At 61.0% G+C, this 19,296-nt stretch carries 17 protein-coding genes; 4 read left to right on the top strand and 13 right to left on the bottom strand.

Translation table 11 applies throughout. The annotated features are described in order from the left end of the window. Positions 1-8 precede the first annotated feature (8 nt). Positions 9-1,184, top strand: coding sequence for a glycoside hydrolase family 18 protein (locus KHU30_RS20145; protein WP_211444383.1), 1,176 nt, complete (start codon positions 9-11; stop codon positions 1,182-1,184). 36 nt (positions 1,185-1,220) lie between these two features. Here KHU30_RS20145 and KHU30_RS20150 read toward each other — a convergent pair whose 3' ends face one another. From KHU30_RS20150 to KHU30_RS20160, 3 genes are all read right to left on the bottom strand, one after another. Next, positions 1,221-1,571: a hypothetical protein gene (locus KHU30_RS20150; protein WP_211444384.1), complete on the bottom strand. Its 351-nt coding sequence runs from the start codon at positions 1,569-1,571 to the stop codon at positions 1,221-1,223. Positions 1,572-1,694: 123 nt separating this feature from the next. Further along, positions 1,695-2,960 (bottom strand): carbohydrate-binding protein, encoded by a 1,266-nt coding sequence (locus tag KHU30_RS25250; RefSeq protein ID WP_329956700.1) that lies wholly within the window; start codon positions 2,958-2,960, stop codon positions 1,695-1,697. 109 nt (positions 2,961-3,069) lie between these two features. Then, entirely contained in the window at positions 3,070-3,555 is a 486-nt protein-coding gene (locus KHU30_RS20160) for a hypothetical protein (protein ID WP_211444386.1), read from the bottom strand. An 85-nt stretch (positions 3,556-3,640) separates the two neighbouring features. Between KHU30_RS20160 and KHU30_RS20165 the strand changes: the two genes are divergently transcribed. Then, complete coding sequence (locus KHU30_RS20165; RefSeq protein WP_211444387.1) at positions 3,641-5,038, top strand: amino acid permease; 1,398 nt, start codon at positions 3,641-3,643, stop codon at positions 5,036-5,038. A 418-nt stretch (positions 5,039-5,456) separates the two neighbouring features. Here the strand turns inward: KHU30_RS20165 and KHU30_RS20170 are convergent, their stop codons facing one another. From KHU30_RS20170 to KHU30_RS20205, 8 genes are all read right to left on the bottom strand, one after another. After that, positions 5,457-6,275, bottom strand: coding sequence for a M55 family metallopeptidase (locus KHU30_RS20170; protein WP_211444388.1), 819 nt, complete (start codon positions 6,273-6,275; stop codon positions 5,457-5,459). A 13-nt stretch (positions 6,276-6,288) separates the two neighbouring features. Then, positions 6,289-7,323 (bottom strand): DmpA family aminopeptidase, encoded by a 1,035-nt coding sequence (locus KHU30_RS20175; RefSeq protein ID WP_211444389.1) that lies wholly within the window; start codon positions 7,321-7,323, stop codon positions 6,289-6,291. Then, positions 7,323-8,198 (bottom strand): glutathione ABC transporter permease GsiD, encoded by an 876-nt coding sequence (gsiD, locus tag KHU30_RS20180; RefSeq protein ID WP_211444502.1) that lies wholly within the window; start codon positions 8,196-8,198, stop codon positions 7,323-7,325. Before gsiD ends, KHU30_RS20175 begins: the two co-directional genes overlap by 1 nt. A gap of 50 nt (positions 8,199-8,248) precedes the next feature. Further along, entirely contained in the window at positions 8,249-9,169 is a 921-nt protein-coding gene (gsiC, locus tag KHU30_RS20185; RefSeq protein WP_211444390.1) for a glutathione ABC transporter permease GsiC, read from the bottom strand. 131 nt (positions 9,170-9,300) lie between these two features. Further along, entirely contained in the window at positions 9,301-10,863 is a 1,563-nt protein-coding gene (gene gsiB / locus KHU30_RS20190) for a glutathione ABC transporter substrate-binding protein GsiB (RefSeq protein WP_211444391.1), read from the bottom strand. 67 nt (positions 10,864-10,930) lie between these two features. Further along, positions 10,931-12,787: a dipeptide ABC transporter ATP-binding protein gene (locus KHU30_RS20195; protein ID WP_211444503.1), complete on the bottom strand. Its 1,857-nt coding sequence runs from the start codon at positions 12,785-12,787 to the stop codon at positions 10,931-10,933. 43 nt (positions 12,788-12,830) lie between these two features. Beyond that, positions 12,831-13,739, bottom strand: a complete 909-nt coding sequence (locus KHU30_RS20200) for an isoaspartyl peptidase/L-asparaginase family protein (protein WP_230427504.1) — start codon at positions 13,737-13,739, stop codon at positions 12,831-12,833. 70 nt (positions 13,740-13,809) lie between these two features. After that, on the bottom strand, positions 13,810-14,781 hold the full coding sequence (locus tag KHU30_RS20205) for a MurR/RpiR family transcriptional regulator (RefSeq protein WP_211444393.1): 972 nt from the start codon (positions 14,779-14,781) through the stop codon (positions 13,810-13,812). 348 nt (positions 14,782-15,129) lie between these two features. On the opposite strand from KHU30_RS20205, the gene KHU30_RS20210 reads away from it, so the two are divergent. Continuing rightward, complete coding sequence (locus tag KHU30_RS20210; protein WP_230427491.1) at positions 15,130-15,633, top strand: cupin domain-containing protein; 504 nt, start codon at positions 15,130-15,132, stop codon at positions 15,631-15,633. Positions 15,634-15,651: 18 nt separating this feature from the next. Here KHU30_RS20210 and KHU30_RS20215 read toward each other — a convergent pair whose 3' ends face one another. Together KHU30_RS20215 and KHU30_RS20220 are read right to left on the bottom strand one after the other, a co-directional pair. Then, positions 15,652-16,929, bottom strand: coding sequence for a dicarboxylate/amino acid:cation symporter (locus KHU30_RS20215; protein ID WP_211444394.1), 1,278 nt, complete (start codon positions 16,927-16,929; stop codon positions 15,652-15,654). Continuing rightward, entirely contained in the window at positions 16,926-17,504 is a 579-nt protein-coding gene (locus tag KHU30_RS20220) for a hypothetical protein (RefSeq protein ID WP_211444395.1), read from the bottom strand. Before KHU30_RS20220 ends, KHU30_RS20215 begins: the two co-directional genes overlap by 4 nt. A gap of 24 nt (positions 17,505-17,528) precedes the next feature. Between KHU30_RS20220 and KHU30_RS20225 the strand changes: the two genes are divergently transcribed. Beyond that, a complete protein-coding gene (locus tag KHU30_RS20225) occupies positions 17,529-19,292 on the top strand; it encodes a ShlB/FhaC/HecB family hemolysin secretion/activation protein (RefSeq protein ID WP_230427492.1) in 1,764 nt (587 codons plus the stop codon). Positions 19,293-19,296 lie beyond the last annotated feature (4 nt).

The following is a 19,296-nucleotide window of genomic DNA, read 5'->3' on the forward strand; positions in this document are numbered from 1 at the left end:
AGCGCCTGATGAAACTGATGAGATTGTCGATGTCGATGGCGGCCATGCTGCCGTTGCTGGCCAGTGCGGCTGCAGGCAGCCTGCCGGCGTACAAAGTCGTTGCCTACTACTTGCCTTCGCAACGTCCATACTCGGTTGCGGATATCGATCCCGGCAAAATCACGCATCTGAATTACGCCTTCGCCGTCATCAAGGATGGCGAGGTGGCGGCCGACCAGGCCATCAGCGCCGAGCAGGGACAGCGCGATTTTGTCGTGCTGCGCGCCCTGAAGCAGCGCAACCCGGCCCTGAAAACCCTGATCTCGGTCGGCGGCTGGGCCGGCTCGAAGGATTTTTCCAATGTCGCGCTGACGCCGCAGGCGCGCCGCAAGTTTGCCGCCAGCGCGCTGGCTTTCATCCGCAAGAACGGCTTTGACGGCGTCGACATCGACTGGGAATTTCCGGTGGCCGGCGGCGATGCCGGCAACGCCATGCGGCCGGAGGACAAGCAGAACTACACGCTGCTGCTGCAAGCCTTGCGCGACAAGCTCGACAGCGCAGGCAGGCAGGAGCACCGCAGCTATCTGCTGACCGCGGCGGTCGGCAACAACCAGGCGTTTTTCCAGAATACCGAAATGGCCAAGGTGGCGGCGATCCTGGACTGGGTCAACATCATGACCTACGACTTCAGCGGCACATGGAACAAGTTTGCCGGCCATGTCGCGCCCTTGTACAACGACCCGGCGCTGGCGCGGCCGGAAGCCAACCCCAGGTTCAATGTCAGCAGCACGGTGGAGATGGCTTTGCAGGACGGCATCCCGGCCGCCAAGCTGGTGCTGGGCATGCCTTTCTATGGCTATAGCTGGAAAAAGTGTGGCGCCGGCCTGCACGGCCAGCACCAGGATTGCGACGGCAAGGGGCGCGGCAGTACGGAGGAGGGCGAACTCGACTACAGCGACATCGCCGCCACGCTGGTGAACCGCAATGGCTTCACGCGCTACTGGAACGACGCGGCCAAGGTGCCATATCTGTTCAATCCCGATACCGGCGAATTCGTCAGCTATGACGATCCCGAATCGCTGGAGTACAAGATCAGCTACCTGAAGCAGATGGGATTGGGCGGCGCCATGTTCTGGCAATTGTCGGCCGACCGCAATGCAGTCTTGCTGGACAAAGTGGCGGCCGGCCTGCTGCCGCCGAAATAATCTGCCTTGCCCGCCCGGGCAAGATACTCCTCTTGCTTATTCCAGATGCCAGCCGCGCGCGTACAGGCAGGATTTCACCATCTCGTCGCGTTCGCGGTCATTGATATCGTATTGCGAATAGCTGGGCGGCGTGTACATGCCAGGGTAGGTCGTGCACCTGGTGTCGCCATTGTCGTTTTTCTTGCAATAGGTATTGCCCGGCGTTTGCATGCCAGGATTGAACTGGTTCACCACCACGATCGGATAGATGCGCATGGCTTCCTGCTTGCAAGCGAATTCGTCGGGATACAGCTCGGTGGAGGGCTTGCTCGGATGGACCCAGGTGGAGGCGCAGCCTGACAAGACGGCGGCGGCGAGGATGGCGACTGCGGGATGCGAAACTTTCATTTAGGCTCTTTGGGGACGACGTGAAACGGTAGCTGTTGAGCAAATAGTAACATCCGCATCGCATCAGGCAAAAAAAAAGCCGGCTCCGCAGAGCCGGCTCTAGCTTCATGCTGCGTGCTTGGCTTACAGGCCTAGCTTCGAGATGAAGGCGTTGGTGAAGCCCAGCGTGCCCGCCGTGCCATAGGTATTGCAGGTCGGCGAAGCCGAGCCCGGCGCGCAATCGCGGTCGCGATCGAAGGACCAGAAGTGGATGCCGGCCAGGCCGTTCTGCTGTGCGAAGTTGACCAGCGTTGCGACATCGGCGATGGAGAAGGTTTCATTTGCCGAGTCGTTGCCGCCTATCATAGGCGTCACTTCGATCTGCTTGTACGGCACGCCGTTCTGGTTGTGCAGATTGATGGCCGATTGCACCGCTGACGCCCCCATGTCGCAGCCGCCGCTGCTGTTGAGCATGCAGTTGCCGCCGGCCGGGCTGCCATAGTCCATGGCCATCAGGTTGATGGTGTAGTTGGTCAGGCCGTAAGCCTGGATCGACTGCATCACTTGCACGCCATAGTAGCCGAGGCTAGGCGAGACATTGCCGCCCAGGGTCGCCACCGTGAAGCTGAAGCGCAGGTTGGGATAGGCCGCCTGCGCGTTTTTCACACGCAGCACCAGGTTGTTGATATCGGCAGTGGTCTGGCCGGCTTCAATATCGAAATCGATGCCGACCAGGTTGGCCGAGTAATAGGTCTGGATGAATTTCTTGAAGTCGGCATCGTTGGTGCAAGTGAAGGAACCTGCCGCGCCGCCGGTGGAGACAATGTACTTCTTGCCGGCGTTGACGAAGGCTTGCACGTTGGCCGCGGCGAAGGCCGATGCCGATACGCCGCCCCAGTTTTCGCTACCGCAGGCGCCGGTGGCAAAGGCCCAGGTCAGGGTGCCGAGCTTGGCGGGCATCGCGCTCAATACGGTCTGAGTGCTGCCGTTGACCGCGGTGCTCATGGCATAGGTATTCCAGTTCAGGTTGATGTTGCCATCCTTGTACGGACTGAACACGAAGCCGGCCGGTGTGGTGCCGCCGCCCGGAGGGGGCGGTGGTGGAGGTGGCGGAGGTGGTGGTGGCGGAGGAGGAGGCGGCGGCGTCACGACGCCGCAGGCCTGGACGATGGTCCATGGCTGGCCGCTGCCCGAGCCGCCATTGCTGGTCGAAGGATTGTTCCCTTGGGTCCACCAGTTGGCCTTGTAGTTGACGCCGTTGTAGCTGACGGTGGCGCCGCCGGTATACGCCGTGCTGGCGTCCCATGCCGTATAACAAGCTACTGTCGTTGCTGCCTGCGCGCTTGCCGCCATCAAGGGGCTGGCCTCGGCGCCGCCGGCCATGATGGCGCTGCATGCAAGCGTAAGCATGAGGCCCTGTATGAGTTTCCGTTTCAATTTTCTCTCCTGAGAAGGTTGGTCGGGCAGCGTGGGAGGCCAGCTGCCGGAAGGCATGTCCAGACTTGCTATGCGATGTGAATTAAAACCCAAGCTGTAGCAATTGCCGCCGTCGTGCACCTTGCCTGTGCGCGTATGTGCAGGCAACGGACGATATCTTGTTCATCTTCGGTATTTCCATATGGAAATATCGAATTAAGCGCACTGTAAGAGCCTCGAAAGTGGCTGTCAATCTGTATCTAACTGGTATTGCTTTAATAAATTTGTGGTCTCGTTCTGGTGCCATCAAGCTATAGCTAATGCATTGTTTATATTGATTTATATGAATATTGCCCAGACTGTTTTTTTGATAAGTGGACTGGTCGCATTTTTGTGCGGCAAAGCGGGAATGTGCATTTTCATCGAAGTTTCCGGCGAAGTTTTCGGCGTTCAAATGCGCACGAAATCCGTTGCCGGACAGCTGTCTTTCTTGCCAGGCAGCTGTGCCCGCCGGGGAACCTGCGCGCTGGCGGAAATTGTCGTTTTGGGGTTGCAAGGCGGCAGCAAGTATAATTCTTGCCTTTTTCATTATTTTCCCGGTTTGTCGCGGAGAAGCGCCCGCCACTCAAGCGCTGGCTTGGGGCGATGTCGTCGTTTTCAAAGGAAGTTGTTGCATGAGTTTATTTCGTACCAAAGATCTGGATAAGATGATCCATTCCAGTCGCACCGATACCGGCTTGCAGCGCACGCTGGGGTCCATGGACCTGACTTTGCTGGGCGTCGGCGCGATTGTCGGCACCGGTATTTTCGTGCTGACCGGCAGCGGCGCCTTGCTGGCCGGACCGGGGCTGTCGCTGTCATTCATATTGGCCGCCATCGCTTGCGGTTTCGCGGCTCTGTGCTACGCGGAGTTTTCTTCCACCGTGCCGGTGTCCGGTTCGATCTATACCTATAGCTACGCGACCATGGGTGAAATCGTGGCCTGGATCATCGGCTGGGACCTGATGCTGGAATACGGACTGGCGACGTCGGCGGTGTCGGTGGGCTGGTCGGGCTATATGCAATCGCTGCTGTCCGGTTTCGGCATCGGCTTGCCGACCGTGCTGACGGCGGCGCCGGGCGCCGTGCCTGGCGTGACCACCTGGTTCAACCTGCCGGCTTTCTGCATCCTGCTGGTGATCAGCGGCTTGCTGTCGCTTGGCATCCGCGAATCGGCGCGCGCCAACAACATCATGGTGTTCATCAAGATCGCGGTGGTGCTGCTGTTCATCGTGGTCGGCGTCAGCCATGTGCAGCCGGCCAACTGGCAGCCGTACCTGCCGTTCGGCTATAACGGCGTGTTCAATGCCGCGGCGATCGTGTTCTTTGCTTTCATCGGTTTCGATGCGGTGACTTCGGCTGCCGAGGAAGTCAAGAATCCGGCGCGCGATTTGCCGGTGGGGATTATCGCTTCGCTGGGAATTTGCGCCTTGCTGTATGTGGTGGTGGCTGGGGTCATGACGGGTATCGTGCCGTTCCAGAAATTTGCCGGCGTCGATCATCCGGTGTCGCTGGCTTTGCAGTATGCGGGGGAGAACTGGGTGGCGGGTTTTGTCGACCTGGGGGCGATCATCGGCATGACTACGGTGATCCTGGTGATGACTTACGGGCAGACGCGGATTCTGTTTGCGATGTCGCGCGATGGCTTGCTGCCTAAGAAGCTGTCTAGCATTCATCCGCGTTTTGCGACGCCTTTCTTTACTACCTGGCTGGTGGGGGTCGTGTTTGCGTTTATTGCGGCTTTGATTCCTTTGAATATCCTGGCGGAGCTGATCAATATCGGGACGTTGATGGCGTTTTCATTGATTGCTGTGGCGGTGCTGGCGTTGCGGCGGACGCGGCCGGAATTGCCGCGGGCGTTCCGTTGTCCTGGGGTGCCGTTCGTGCCGTTGGCGGCGATCGGGTTTTGCGTGTTCCTGATGTTTCATCTGCAGGCGGTGACCTGGATTGCGTTCCTGTGCTGGCTGGCGATCGGATTCGTGGTTTATTTCGGCTACGCGCGGAAACGCTCGCTGCTGCACCCAAATTCATAGCCAAAGCAGTCAAATGGGGTCAGAGTTTTTTTTCGCGGTTTTTTGCGAAAATTACTCTGACCCCATTTGACGTTCTACGGAGTGAGTGCGGTGGCATGCTAAGAACGGTCTGCGGGTTGCTAAAACGTTTTCTGCTCCGTGGATGCTTGCCGGGGGCGGCCCGGCAGCCGCTTACTTTCTTTTGCTTCGCCAAAAGAAAGTAAGCAAAGAAAAGGCGACCGCAAAGCCGTCGCCCTCCCTTCGGTCGGGTCCCCAAATCCGGCGCGCGCCAGCCGGGTGAGGGGCAAAACTCGCCTTCGGCTCAAACATGCCCCTCACAATTCCCGGCTGACACGCGCCGGATTTGGCAACGTCTCAATGCGGAGCACGTCAAAGGCAACGGCAACCCCAACTTCAAAAGCAACCCCAACTTCGAAAGTCAGCGCAGCATGAAGGACATGGCCGACATGCTGTTCAGGACTCGCACTGCATATTGCACCGACGGTGCCGAGAACGTCAGGTTGACGCCGTCGACTCTTTCCACGATCGGCAGCAGGCAGAACAGGTCGGCCAGCGCCGGGCTGTTGGTTTGCAGCTGGCAGGTGATGGTCGGCTGCAGGATAAAGGGGCGGCAGTCGGCGAGCTTGTTGACTGCGGCCTTGGCGCCTTCACCCAGCAGCGCCAGGGCGCTTTGCGGCGACAGCGAAGTGCCGCTGGCGGCGCCGTCCGCGGTCTTGACGCTGACCAGGGTGGCTTGCGGGAACAGCGGCTGGTTTTCGGCCGTGAAGACATTGTCGCCGCTGCCGAAAATCACCGGTACCCCGAACTCGCCTGCCAGCGCGCCGTAGATGCCGGCTTCGCCCAGTTCCTGGCCGTTGAGCCAGATGCGGGCAAAGGAAAAGCCGTTGATGGTGTGCGCCAGGATGCCGCGGCTTTGGGCGCGGCCGTGGTAGCCGACCATCATCACGCCATCGACGCCGCTGTCGACGCCGCTCATCATGCCCAGCAGGCGCGGCTTGCCGAGGATCTGGCTGGCGGCCGGATGCAGCAGGTCGGGCAGCAGGTTGCGGAAACCGCCGTGCGAATCGTTGACCACGATCTCGCTGGCGCCGCCGGCCAGCGCGCCTTCGATCACGGCGTTGGCTTCGGCCGTCATCAGGCGCCGCGCGCGTTCGTATTCGGGATTGCCGGCGCGGGTTTGTTCTATGTTGAAAACGCCTGCAACGCCTTCGATATCAACGGAAATCAGTATCTTCATAGTTTTTTTTTGTTTAGGTCGGCAGCCTGGCTGCCAGGTCGGATAGGGAAAGCCGCTGATGGCCGTCTCGGCCGTTGACGGTTTTTGCGGCAAACAGGGCGTTGACGATGGCTTGCTCGGTGCTGTCGGCTACCGCTTCAAACAGCGGATCGAGCAAGCTGTCGTGCAGGCATGCGCTCTGGCGGATGGCGTCGTGCGGGCGATAAGGCACGGTCTGGGCGGTGGAAAACGCCAGCGCCAGGTCGCCGCTGCCATGGCCGTAGATCGAGCCGGTACGGCCCAGGCCGATGCCGCAGCGGGTCGCCAGCCGTCCCAGCTGGCGCGCGTCCAGCGGCGCATCGGTGGCGACGATCATGATGATGGAACCCATTTCCGGCGCGTCCCCGGTAGCCGTGCGCAGCGCCAGCAGTTGCGCGCCAAGGTGCCGGCCGGCCAGGGTCAGGGCTGGCAGCTTGCCGAAGTTGGACAGCACCAGCGCGCCCACGCAATACTGATTGCCGCCGATCTCGGCGCAGCGCGAGGCGGAACCGATGCCGCCTTTGAGATCGAAGCTGGACATGCCGCGGCCGGCGCCGACCGCGCCTTGCGCAAATTCGGCGGCGGCGGCGGCCAGCGCCTGCTGGTAATGCTCTGGTGCGACGACCATCGCCTGGATGTCGTTCAGGTAGCCGTCGTTGCATTCGAACACCAGCGGGTTGACGGTGGGATCGCTGCGGCCGATCTCGGGATTGCTGTTGATGGCGCAACGGATCTGCGCCATCGCTACGGTGCCGACGGAGAGCGTGTTGGTGAGCGCGATCGGCGTCTCCAGCACGCCCAGTTCCTGCACCTGCAGCAGGCCGATGCTTTTGCCGAAGCCGTTGAATACTGTCGCTGCGGCAGGCAGCTTGTCGCGGAAGAGATCGCCGCCGTGCGGCCGGATCACCGTCACGCCGGTCTGGATGGCGCCTTGCGCCAGGGTAGCATGGCCGACAGTGACGCCAGCGACATCGCTGATGGCGTTGAGCGGGCCGGACGGCAATCTGCCGATGTGGGGAAGGGCTAGCATCAGCGGCGGTCGATCTTGGGATCCAGGGCGTCGCGCAAGCCGTCGCCGAGGAGATTGAAAGCCAGCACCGTCAGGAAAATCGCCAGGCTGGGGAAAATCGCGATATGCGGCGCCGTCATCATGTCGGACCGTGCTTCATTCAGCATCGCGCCCCATTCAGGCATAGGCGGCTGCGCGCCCATGCCGAGGAAGGACAGGCCGGCGGCAGTGATGATGGAAGTGCCGATGCGCATGGTGAAATACACCACCACGCCCGATATCGTGCCAGGGAAGATATGGCGCAGGATGATCGTGAAATCGTTCGCGCCTATGCTGCGCACCGCTTCGATGAAGGTCAGGTGCTTCAGCGCCAGCGTATTGCCGCGCACCAGGCGGGCGAAAGTCGGGATGCTGAAAATCGCCACGGCAAAGATCACGTTGCTCATGCCGCTGCCGAGGATCGCCACGATGCCGATCGCCAGCAAGATGCCGGGAAAGGCGAACAGCACATCGCAGATGCGCATGATGATGCGGTCAGCCCAGCCTTCGTAATAGCCGGCGATCAGGCCGGCAAGGGTGCCGACGACGGCGCCTACCGCCACCGAGAGAAAGCCGGCGGTCAGAGAAATCCGCGTGCCCATCAGGATGCGGCTGAAAATGTCGCGGCCCAGCGAGTCGACGCCGAACCAGTGCGCCAGCGACGGTCCGGCGTTCAAGGCGTCATAGTCGAAATAATTCTCGGCGTCGTAAGGGACTATCCAGGGCGCGGCGATCGCCACCACGATCAGGAACAGCACGAAGCAGCCGGCGGCGACCGCCAGGTGCTGTTTCTTGAACTTGCGCCAGAATTCGCTCCAGGGCGTACGGACGCTGCTCGGCAGGGGCGCGGCAGCGATGGCAGTTGTGGCTGAATGCGCAGGATTGGATGGCGTCGACACGGGCGGCCTCACTTGTAACGGATGCTAGGGTTGATGACGGCGTACAGCACGTCAACCACCAGGTTGATGAAAATGAATTCCAGCGAGAACAGCAGGATCTCGGCCTGGATGATCGGGTAGTCGCGCATTTCGACGGCGTCGATCAGCAAGCGGCCCATGCCGGGCCAGTTGAACACCTTTTCCACCAGGATGGAGCCGCCCAGCAGGAAGCCGAACTGCAAGCCCATCATGGTCACCACCGGAATCAGCGAATTGCGCAGGCAGTGCTTGAGCACCACCACGGTTTCCGACAAGCCTTTGGCGCGCGCGGTGCGGACGAAATCTTCATGCAGGATTTCAATGAAGGAAGAACGGGTAAAGCGCGCCATCACGGCGGCCACCGCGGCGCCCAGCGCCAGCGACGGCAGGATGTAGTGGCGCCAGCTGTCGGCGCCGATGGTCGGCAGCCAGCCCAGCTGGACCGAAAACAGTTCCATCAGCAGCATCCCCAGTGCAAACGAGGGAAAGGAAATGCCGGATACCGCCAGTGTCATGCCAAGCCGGTCAGGCCACTGGTTGCGCCAGACGGCGGAGGCAATGCCGATGATCAGGCCGAACAGCACCGCCCACACCATGCTGGTGACGGTGAGCCAGAAGGTGGGCCAGAAGCGTTCGGCAATTTCAGCGCTGACCGGGCGCTTGCTGCGCAGGGATATGCCGAAATCGCCGCGCAGGGCCTTGCTGAAATAGTTGACGAACTGCTCGGGGAGCGGCCGGTCCAGGCCCAGGTCCTTGCGGATCAGTTCCACCGTTTGCGAGTCGGCCTCGGGACCGGCCACCAGCCGGGCCGGATCGCCCGGCAGCAGATGGACGAATAAGAACACCATTACCGCGACAATCAGCAGGGTTGGTATCAGGCCCGTCAGGCGTTTTAGTACGTAAGGAAACATGGGGTACTCGGGTAGTTGGCCAAATTGCGGCGATAGTATCTGTTTGCTGGCATTCTCTGCTGCGTCTGGGCGGCCCCACCTAGGCGGCCCCATCATTCCCGCGTATGCGGGAATGATGGTGATACGGATGATTACTTCAATTCGATTTCATCGAAATTAAACGAACCGTCCGGCATCACATACACGCCCTTCAGGTTCTTGTTGCGCGCATACAGCAGTTTTTCCGTGACCAGGAAAGCCCAAGGCGCGTCTTTCCAGATTTCGGTCTGCGCATCCTTGTAGAGCGTGGTCTTTTCCGCGCGGTCGGTCGTGGTCAGTGCCTTGGCGATGCCGGCGTCGACTTTCTCGTTCTTGTAGTAAGCCGTGTTGAACAGCTTGGGCGGGAACGATTCCGACGCCAGCAGAGGACGCAGGCCCCAATCGGCTTCACCGGTCGAGGACGACCAGCCGGTATAGTAGATGCGTACCGGTGCGTTGGCGGGAACCGGCGCGCTTTCCACCTTCTCCACGCGTTGGCCTGCTTCCAGCGCCGTCACTTTGGCCTTGATGCCGACTTGCGCCAGCTGCTGCTGCACGAACTGGATGACTTTCTGTGCGGTGGTATTGTTATAGGCCGACCACAATTCGGTTTCAAAGCCGTTCGGATAGCCGGCCTCGGTCAGCAACTGCTTGGCTTTCTTCGGATCATAAGGCCATGGTCCGGTCTTCAGGGCATAGTCGACGCCTTGCGGCAGCACGCCATCCTGTGGCATGGCGTAGCCGCTGAAGGCAACCTTGACCAGCGCTTCCTTGTTGATCGCGTAGTTGATCGCTTGCCGCACTTTCGGATTGTCGAAAGGCTTCTGCAGCATATTCATCGAGAGGTAGCGCTGGATGATGGATGGCGATGAGATCAGGTCCAGGTTCGGCTTGCTTTTCAGCAGTTCGGCCTGCTCGTAAGGCAGCGGGAAGGCGAACTGCGCTTCGCCGGTTTGCATCACGGCGCTGCGGGTATTGTTGTCGACCACCGGTTTCCAGGTGATGCTGTCGACCTTCGGATAGCCCTTTTTCCAGTAGCCGTCGAATTTCACGACTTTCATGTAGTCGGTCTGCTTCCATTCGACGAACTTGAACGGGCCGGTGCCGACCGGATGGAAGCCGATGTCCTTGTTGCCGTACTGTTTCAGCGCCGTTGGCGAAATCATCGCGGCGGAAGAGTGCGCCAGCGTGTTGATGAAGGGCGAGAACGGCTCTTTCAGGGTGATCTTGACTTCGTAGTCGTTGACCGCGTCGATCTTGGCAATGCGGTTGAACAGGTTGAAGCGCTTGAGCTTGTTGTCCGGATTGATGACGCGTTCCAGGTTGACCTTGACGGCGTCTGCCTTGAAATCGGTGCCGTCCTGGAACTTGACGCCCTTGCGCAGGCGGATGGTGTACACCAGGCCGTCCTTGCTGACTTCATAGCCGTCGGCCAGCACGTTGACCAGTTTCAAGTCTTTGTCGAAACCGAACAAGCCTTGGTAGAAGGACTTGATCGCCGCTTGCGACAAGGTATCGTTGCTGTCGTAAGGATCGAGCGTGGTGAAGGTCGAAGCGACCGCCAGCGTGACGTCCTTGGCGGCGAAAGCGTGGCCGGCGGCGAACTGGGCGGTCAGTGCAACCGCGGTGCTGGCGAGGATCTTGCTGAAGTGATCGAAGTTATGAATCGTGCGCATGTGTTACTCCCCTGGTTCAAAAAGTCATTGAAGACAAACAAACGGATAAAGCAAATAAACTCTAACTCTAGTAAGCGCTGGAAATCCGGTGCATCGCCACGAAGTGCCCCGGTCCGACCTGCTGCAGCGGCTCCACCAGCGGCAGGTCGCCGACATTGCGGATCGGGCTTGGAATTTCGCCCGCCAGCACTTCGCGCTGGCGATGGCGCTGCTCGGGATCGGCCACCGGCACTGCCGCCATCAGCTTCCTGGTATACGGATGCTGTGGATTTTCAAAGATGGCGCGGCGCGGACCGATTTCGACGATCTGCCCCAGGTACATCACGGCGACGCGGTGGCTGATGCGCTCCACCACCGCCATGTCGTGCGAGATGAAGATGAAGGAAATGCCCAGCTCGCGCTGCAGGTCCAGCATCAGGTTGACGATCTGCGCCTGGATCGAGACATCCAGCGCTGATACCGACTCATCGGCGATCACGATTTTCGGATTCAATGCCAGGGCGCGGGCGATGCAGATGCGCTGGCGCTGGCCGCCGGAGAATTCGTGGGGATAGCGTTGCGCATGTTCCGGCAGCAAGCCGACCCGTTCCAGCAACGCGGCGACTTTTTCCTGTGCGCCTTCGGCCATGCCGTGCACCAGCAAAGGTTCCATGATGGAGTAGCCGACCGTCAGGCGCGGATCGAGCGAGGCGAACGGGTCCTGGAAAATGAACTGGATTTCGCGCCGCAGCGAGCGCAGTTCGGAACGCGGCAGCGTGGCCAGGTCGCGCCCGCCGAACTCGACGCTGCCGCTGGTGATGTCGACCAGCCGCAACAGCGAACGGCCGGTGGTCGATTTGCCGCAGCCGGATTCGCCCACCAGCGCCAGCGTTTCGCCCGGATAAAGATCGAAACTGATTTGCTCGACCGCGTGCACGCGCTGCTTGACGCGGCTGAAGACGCCGCTCTTGACGTCGAAGCGGGTGGTCAGCTTGCGCACTTTCAGCAAGGGCTGCTGCTGCGGATCGGCGCCCGGAATGCTGCGGATGATTTTTGCCTCGGCTGCCATTTCCGGCGTGACGGCGGCGCCGGCGATGGCGATCCGCTCCGGCCGGTCGGTGCCGTGCATGGCGCCCAGCCGCGGCACCGCCGCCAGCAACGCCTGGGTATAAGGATGCTGTGGCGCTGCAAAGATGGCGTGCACATTGTTTTCTTCGACCTTCTCGCCGCGGCACATGACCACCACGCGGTCGGCGATTTCCGCCACCACGCCCATGTCATGCGTGATGAAGATCACCGCCATCTGCATTTCATCCTGCAATGTACGGATCAGTTGCAGGATCTGCGCCTGTATCGTCACGTCGAGTGCAGTGGTCGGTTCGTCGGCGATCAGCAGCGACGGTTTGCAGGACAGCGCCATGGCGATCATCACACGCTGGCGCATGCCGCCGGACAGCTGGTGCGGATGACGGTCCAGCAACCGGCGCGCTTCCGGGATGCGGACGATTTCCAGCATGCGCAGGGCTTCGGCGCGGGCTTCCGCCATGCTCTTGCCTTGATGCAGGCGGATCGATTCGGCGATCTGTTCGCCCACGGTGAAGACGGGGTTGAGCGAGGTCATCGGCTCCTGGAAAATCATGGCGATTTCCGAACCGCGGATATGCCGCATGGTGCCCTGGCCGGCCGTGGCGAGATCGATGATGCTGCCGTCGCGCCGCTGGAAGTTCATGCTCGCACCGCTGATCCGGCCGCCGCCGTAGTCGATCAGGCGCATGATGGCCTGCGACGACACCGACTTGCCGGAGCCCGATTCGCCAACGATGGCCAGGGTTTCTCCGGCATCGATATGGAAAGACAGGTTGCGCACCGCCTCCACCTTGCGTTCGGAGGTAGTGAAGCCGACGCTCATCTGCTCTACCGTCAGCACCCGGCGGCCTGTTTGCATGTTCATATGATCGCTTCCTGGGGTTGCCATGTTTCTTGAGTGATTATTTGTAAATCGCCGTTACCGGGGCAGCGCCGACCTTGGCGTAGCCGCGGTACATGCCTTCCGTATTGAACGGCAGCGCCACATTGCCCTTGGCGTCGATGGCGATCAGGCCGCCGCGCCCCTGGTAGCGCGGCAGCAGCTCCATCACCACCTGCTGCGCCGCATCCTGCAGCGAGGCGCCGGCGTATTCCATTCTTGCCGAAATGTCGTAGGCCGCCACCGTGCGCATGAACGCTTCGCCGGTGCCGGTCGCCGAAATCGCGGCGGTGCGGTTGTTGGCGTAGCAGCCGGCGCCGATCAGCGGAGAATCGCCGACGCGGCCGACGCGCTTGTTGGTGATGCCGCCGGTGGAGGTAGCCGCGGCCAGGTTGCCATGCAGGTCGAGGGCGACCGCGCCGACCGTGCCGAACTTGTCGTCCGGGTCGATCGGGGCGATCTCCGTTGCCGCCTGGCTGGCGGCGTCGTGGTCGAGCAGCAGCATGCCTTCCTGCTTGCGCGCGCGCAGCCATTGAGCGTGGCGCGCTTCGGTATGAAAGTATTCGGGCGCCACCAGCTCGGCGCCGTGCTGGGCGACAAACTCTTCGGCGCCGGCGCCGACCAGCAAGATGTGTTCGCTGTGTTCCATGACCGCGCGCGCGGCCAGTATCGGGTTGCGCACGCGGGCGACGTTGGCAATCGCGCCGGCGCCTAGCGTGGCGCCGTCCATGATCGCGGCGTCCAGCTCATGCGTGCCGGCATGGGTGTAGACCGCGCCCTTGCCGGCGTTGAACAGCGGGCAGTCTTCCAGCATGCTGACGGCCTTGGCGACCGCGTCCAGCGCGCTGCCGCCGGCCGCCAGGATGCTCTGGCCGGCGGTCAGGATTTCTGCCAGGGCGTCGTGATAAGCCTGCTCCTGCTCAGTGTTCATGGCGCTGCGCAAGATGGTGCCGGCGCCGCCGTGGATGGCGATGGTGGCGATGTTGTTTGAGGTGGTCACGTTATTTTGCTTTCGCTGCTGATTTGATGGTTGCTGTGGTGGTCGCTGTTCTGCCGCTCTTGTTCTTCATCTTGGACGGGTTGACGCCATCCGCGTGATAGAGCCAGGGCAGCACCGCCTCGGTCATTTTGGACGCCGCATGCACCGAGCGGTTGGCGCGATGCGCGACCGCGTCGCACACTGCCTGGATCAAGGACAAGGCAGCGGCGTCGGAGGTCGGCGACAACTGGCGTTCGGTTTGCGCGTACAGGGTGACGTCCGCCAGCGGCACCAGCGGCGAGGTCGGGTTGTCGGTAAATGCCAGCACTTGCGCGGCGCGCTCCTTGGCGCGCGTGGTCAGCGTCACGGTATCGGTGACATAGCGCGGGAAAGCAAGTGCGATCACCAGGTCGCGCTGGTCCAGCTTGAAGAACTGGCGGCCGGCTTGCGAAGGACCGCCGGGGCCGGCTACCGACTGCACCGTGCGGCAATACGGTTCCAGCGCATGCGCCATGATGCCGGCCAGGAAAGCGCTGGCGCCGAAGCCCAGTATGAAAATCCGTTCGGCATTGAGGATCATGCTGACCGCCTGGTCGCACTGCTGAGGCGCGAGGGCGCGGCGGGTGGCTTCCAGGTTCTGCATGTCGGCGCCGAGGGCGGCGGCGACGATTTCAGCGCTGCTGGCAGGGCGCTGCACCTGGTCGCGCAGTTTTTCCACCGGCGCCAGCGAAGATGCAAAGTCCAGCACCAGCGCGGCGCGGAATGCGGGATAGCCGTCGAACGAGAGCGCATGGGCGAAACGGTTGGCGGTCGCCAGCGAGATGCCGACCACGTCGGCCAGTTCGTCGATAGTCATGGTGGCGGCGCGAAACACGTTCGCAAGGACGTAGTCAGCCGCCTTGCGGTGCGCTTTCGAGAGCGCCGGATAGGCTTTGCCTATACGTGCGGCAACCGCGCTTTCGCGTTGCCATGCTGTGACTGCGGCGTGCTGCATTGACTATCCCCAGTGAATGATTTTTATATTTTGTGTAAATATATTTTCATTTTCTCTGCAAGTAAAGGAAATTTATTTTCTTTTTTAAGATGTGTATTTTGTGGCATCGAATCTGCGCACATGTGGTGCAGAGACGGCTCGCGGGCGTTGCAGGAATGCGGCTTTGCACCATTTTTGCATCGCACCTGTCTGCAATGGTGCGCCTTCAAGCAGCGGAAGAAAAGAGGCAATATTGACAGCTGACAGACCGTATGGCGATGACAGCGCAGAGACAGCTGCTTGCGTGTATTCTTCTTGCCACGCGCCTCATAGGGCGCAGTAAGCGCACATACTATTTCGGAGAAGAGAATGAGTGAAAACGTAGAGGGCTTGCGTCAGCGCCTGATCCGCAACTTCAATACCGTCCCCACCGCGCACGACGTGCGCGAGCCTTTATACGATTCGCTCTGCGCGCGCCTGGCGACCGGCACGGCGGCGCAGAAGCTGGGCGCCAGCATAGATACGGTCGCCCCCGGAAAAATCTCCTGCCCGTATCACTTCCATTACGCGCAAGAGGAAATGTTCATCATCCTTGAGGGCAGCGGTTCGCTCAGGGTCGCGGGAGAAATGCTGGCGCTGGTCAGCGGCGACATCGTCTTCATTCCGCCCGGCCCGGAGTATCCGCACCAGATAGTGAATACCTCTGACCAGCCTCTGAAGTATCTCTCGGTGAGCACCAGGGAGCAGCCCGAGGTATGCGAATACCCCGATTCCGGCAAGTTCCTGGCGACCGCGTCCGCCGGCGGCGAACGGGTCTTCGATGTGATCCAGCGCGCTGAAAACGACCTGGACTATTGGGATGGCGAGCCTTGAAAAATAAGGCTGGATGGATCAGGCAGCCGCGTTGCTGTTCTGGTCCAGGCCGACATCGCTGTTGGCCGCATTGTAGATTTCCAGGTCCAGCAAGCCTTCTTCCTTGGCCACCAGCACCGGCACCAGCATCTGCCCGGTGACGTTGGTCATGGTGCGCATCATGTCGAGGATGCGGTCGATTGCCACCAGGTAGCCGATCCCTTCCAGCGGCAGGCCGGCCGAACTCAGCACCAGGGTCACCATCACGATCGCCGTGCCGGGCACGCCGGCGGTGCCGAAGGAGCCGAGCACGGACGCCAGCATGATGATGAAATACTGCGACATGTCGAGGTGCAGGCCGAAGTACTGGGCCACGAAAATCGAAGCGATCGCCGGATAGATGGCGCCGCAGCCGTCCATCTTGATGCTGGCCCCGAGCGGCACCGCGAACGCCGCATATTCCTGCTTGACGCCGAGGTTATGCACCACGCTGCGCAAGGCGATCGGCATGGAAGCAAAGCTGGAGGAGCTGGTGAACGCCACTTGCATGGCCGGGAAAGCGCCGCGGAAAAAGCGGACCGGATTCAGGCGATGGGTCAGCAGCAGGCCGCCGTACACCACCACGATATGCAGCGCGCAAGCCAGGTACAGGGTGAAGACGAAATTCCCCAGCGGCAGCAGGCGTTCGAAGCCGTAGGAACCGACCAGCGCGGCGATCAGGCCGAAGGTGCCGAGCGGCGTCATTTCCAGCACGAAGCGGGTGATCTGGATCATGGCGCTGCTGGCTTCGCCCATCAATTCGCGCACTTGCTTGACCTTGTCGCCCAGCTTGACCAGCGCCATGCCCAATAGCGCGGCAAAGAAGATCACCTGCAGGATCTTGCCTTCGGACAGCGCCTTGAACGGATTCGACGGCACCACGTCCAGCAGCACCTGGATCGGCGTCGGCACTTCGCGCACCGTGTAATCGGCAGCGATAGCCAGCTGGCCAAGGTTCTGGCCGGGATTGGTAAAGCTGGCGACCGCCAGGCCGACGCCGACCGCCAGCACGGCGGTGACGGCAAACCAGAGGAAGGTCTTGCCGCCCAGCGCCGCCACGCTCTTCATGCCATGCAGGCTGGAGATGCTGTTGGTCACAGCAAAGAACACCAGCGGCACGGCGATCATCTTGATCAGCGTGACGTACAGCTTGCCGAGCGGGCCGAACCAGGTTTCGGCCGGCGCCCCTACCAGCCAGCCGGCCAGCGCGCCAAGCACGAAGCCGCCCAGCACGCGCTGCCAAAAGGGAATGCGGAACCAGAGAGAAAAAATATTCATAGAGTAATCGAGAGATAAGGAGCGTCTTGCTGCAACGCGAATGGCGAGAGTATGGCAGGCCTGCGGCAGGCGCGTAAACCAAGCAAGCCCGCCGGGCAAGCCCGGAGTATCCGGGCTTGCTTGGGCCGCGTCCAATATTTTTTTGCACTATCTATATGCCTGATTGTTCTATTGATAACTGCCTTGTCGATGAACAATCTCGTCATCCGAAGCACACGGCATATGCCGCCAGCCCGTGTTGGTATATCAGATCGCAGCAATACTGCTGAGGCTGGCCGGTGCGCAGCAGGTTGAATCGCCGTGGCGTCGACGGCGTTGTCGGGCAACACCGCTGCCACGCGACGGCGGCAATGCATCAGTATCGATTCCTGCCGGATTTTTTCGATGGCAGCGGTTGCACCGCCTGCAGCACCTATGCCGTGGGCAGAAAATGCGACGCTAAATGGCAACAACATCGATAAAGATGGCCAGTCCCGAAGCATTTCAGATTTATCCCATATCTCCTTGGCTTGCTTGTTTATAAAATTTTCATTTTGTAATTCGAGCAACCCATGAGGGCAAATACCCCAGATCAAAACCTGTCCGGCGTCATAAAGGGAATGGGAGCGGCACTGCTGCTTGCTGCGACTATTCAGGAGGCGTACGCACAGGCTGGGCCTGTGCCGGGCGATGAAGCATGGCGCCTCCCCCGCTCCGCGGAAGTGATTCAAACTCCCGCAAGTGAAGAGCAGCGCCGCCGCAGCCAGGCGGAAGCGCAAGAGCGCCAGCGGCAGCAGCAGGCGCCGAATGTGAATCTGCAAGGCGCAGTCCCGGCAGAAGCCGCGGACACGCTGACGCTGCCGGCCGAATCTCCCTGCTTCACGATCCAGCAATTCGTTCTCGACGTACCTGGCCAGTTGCCGCCGGAAATCCGGCTGGCCGGCGCCAGCGATCTGCCGCACGCTCCCTTCCGATTTGCTCAGGACTATCTGCATAGCTATGCGGGGGCCTGCATCGGCAAGGAGGGCCTGAATCTGATCGTCAAGCGGCTGACTCAGCAGATCCTCGGCAAAGGCTACAGCACCACGCGCGTGGGCATTCCCGAACAGGACCTGGCCAGCGGTACGTTGAAACTGGCGTTGGTGCCAGGTGTGATCCGGGCGATCCGCTTTGCCGATCCCAGCCTCTACGGCAGCTGGCGCAACGCATTCCCGACAAGTGCCGGCGCGCTACTCAACCTGCGCGACCTGGAACAGGGGCTGGAGCAGATGAAGCGCGTACCCAGTCAAGACGTCGACATGCAAATCGTACCCGGTGAAGTTCCGGGGGAGAGCGACGTGGTGATCGACGCTGAACGCAGCACGCCGTGGAAGCTGACCGGCACGCTCGACGACAGCGGCGCCAAGGGTACCGGCAAGCTGCAAGCCGGCCTCAATCTGGCCATCGACAATCCGCTCGGCTTGTCCGACATGTTCAACATTGGCATGAGTAGCGATGCCGACCGCAAGGCCGATCAGCGCGGCACCAGCGGCAACAATGTCTATTACGCGATCCCGGCCGGCTACTGGAATTATTCGATATCCGGAAGCACCTACGATTATCACCAGAAAATCGCCGGCAGCAACGAAGATTTCGTCTCCAGCGGCAAGTCGCGCAATCTGGAATTCAAGGTTGCGCAATTATTCCAGCGCGATCAAGTACAAAAGAACAGCTGGCAATTCAAGATCGGCAAGCGCTGGAGCCATGCCTATATTGACGATACGGAAATCGCCGTCCAGCAGCGCAACACCACCGTCGCTGAACTGGGCTGGGTGCATAAGCATTATTTCGGCGATGCCCAGCTTGATCTGACCTTGGCCAACCGCTGGGGCGTCTCCTGGTTCAACGGCCAAGCGGATCCAGACAATCGCGAACCCGGTTCGCCCACCTTTCGCTACACCCTGCAAACCATCGATGCCGCCTTGAGCCTGCCATTCAGGGTCGCGGGCCAGCCGTTGACTTACATCGGCACCCTGCGCGGCCAGAATACCCGTTCGCCGTTGTACCTGACCGATCAATTGAGCATCGGCAATCGCTACACGGTGCGCGGTTTCGACGGCGAACTGACGCTGGCCGCAGAACGCGGGTTCTTTGTGCGCAATGAACTCGACATCCCGCTGGCTCAAAGCGGCCAATCGGCTTATGTCGGCATCGATTACGGCCAAGTGTATGGCCCGAGCGTGCAATACCTGATCGGCAACAAGCTGGCCGGCGCCGCAGTTGGCGTGCGCGGCGGCCTGCCCGGCTTAACTTACGACATCTTTTCCAGCTGGTCGCTGTACAAACCCGCGGAATTTAAAACGGCGGCGCCCGCGATCGGCTTCAGCCTGACCTTTCAATACTGACGGC

This window comes from Collimonas humicola (assembly GCF_018304945.1).
Lineage (GTDB): Bacteria > Pseudomonadota > Gammaproteobacteria > Burkholderiales > Burkholderiaceae_D > Collimonas > Collimonas humicola.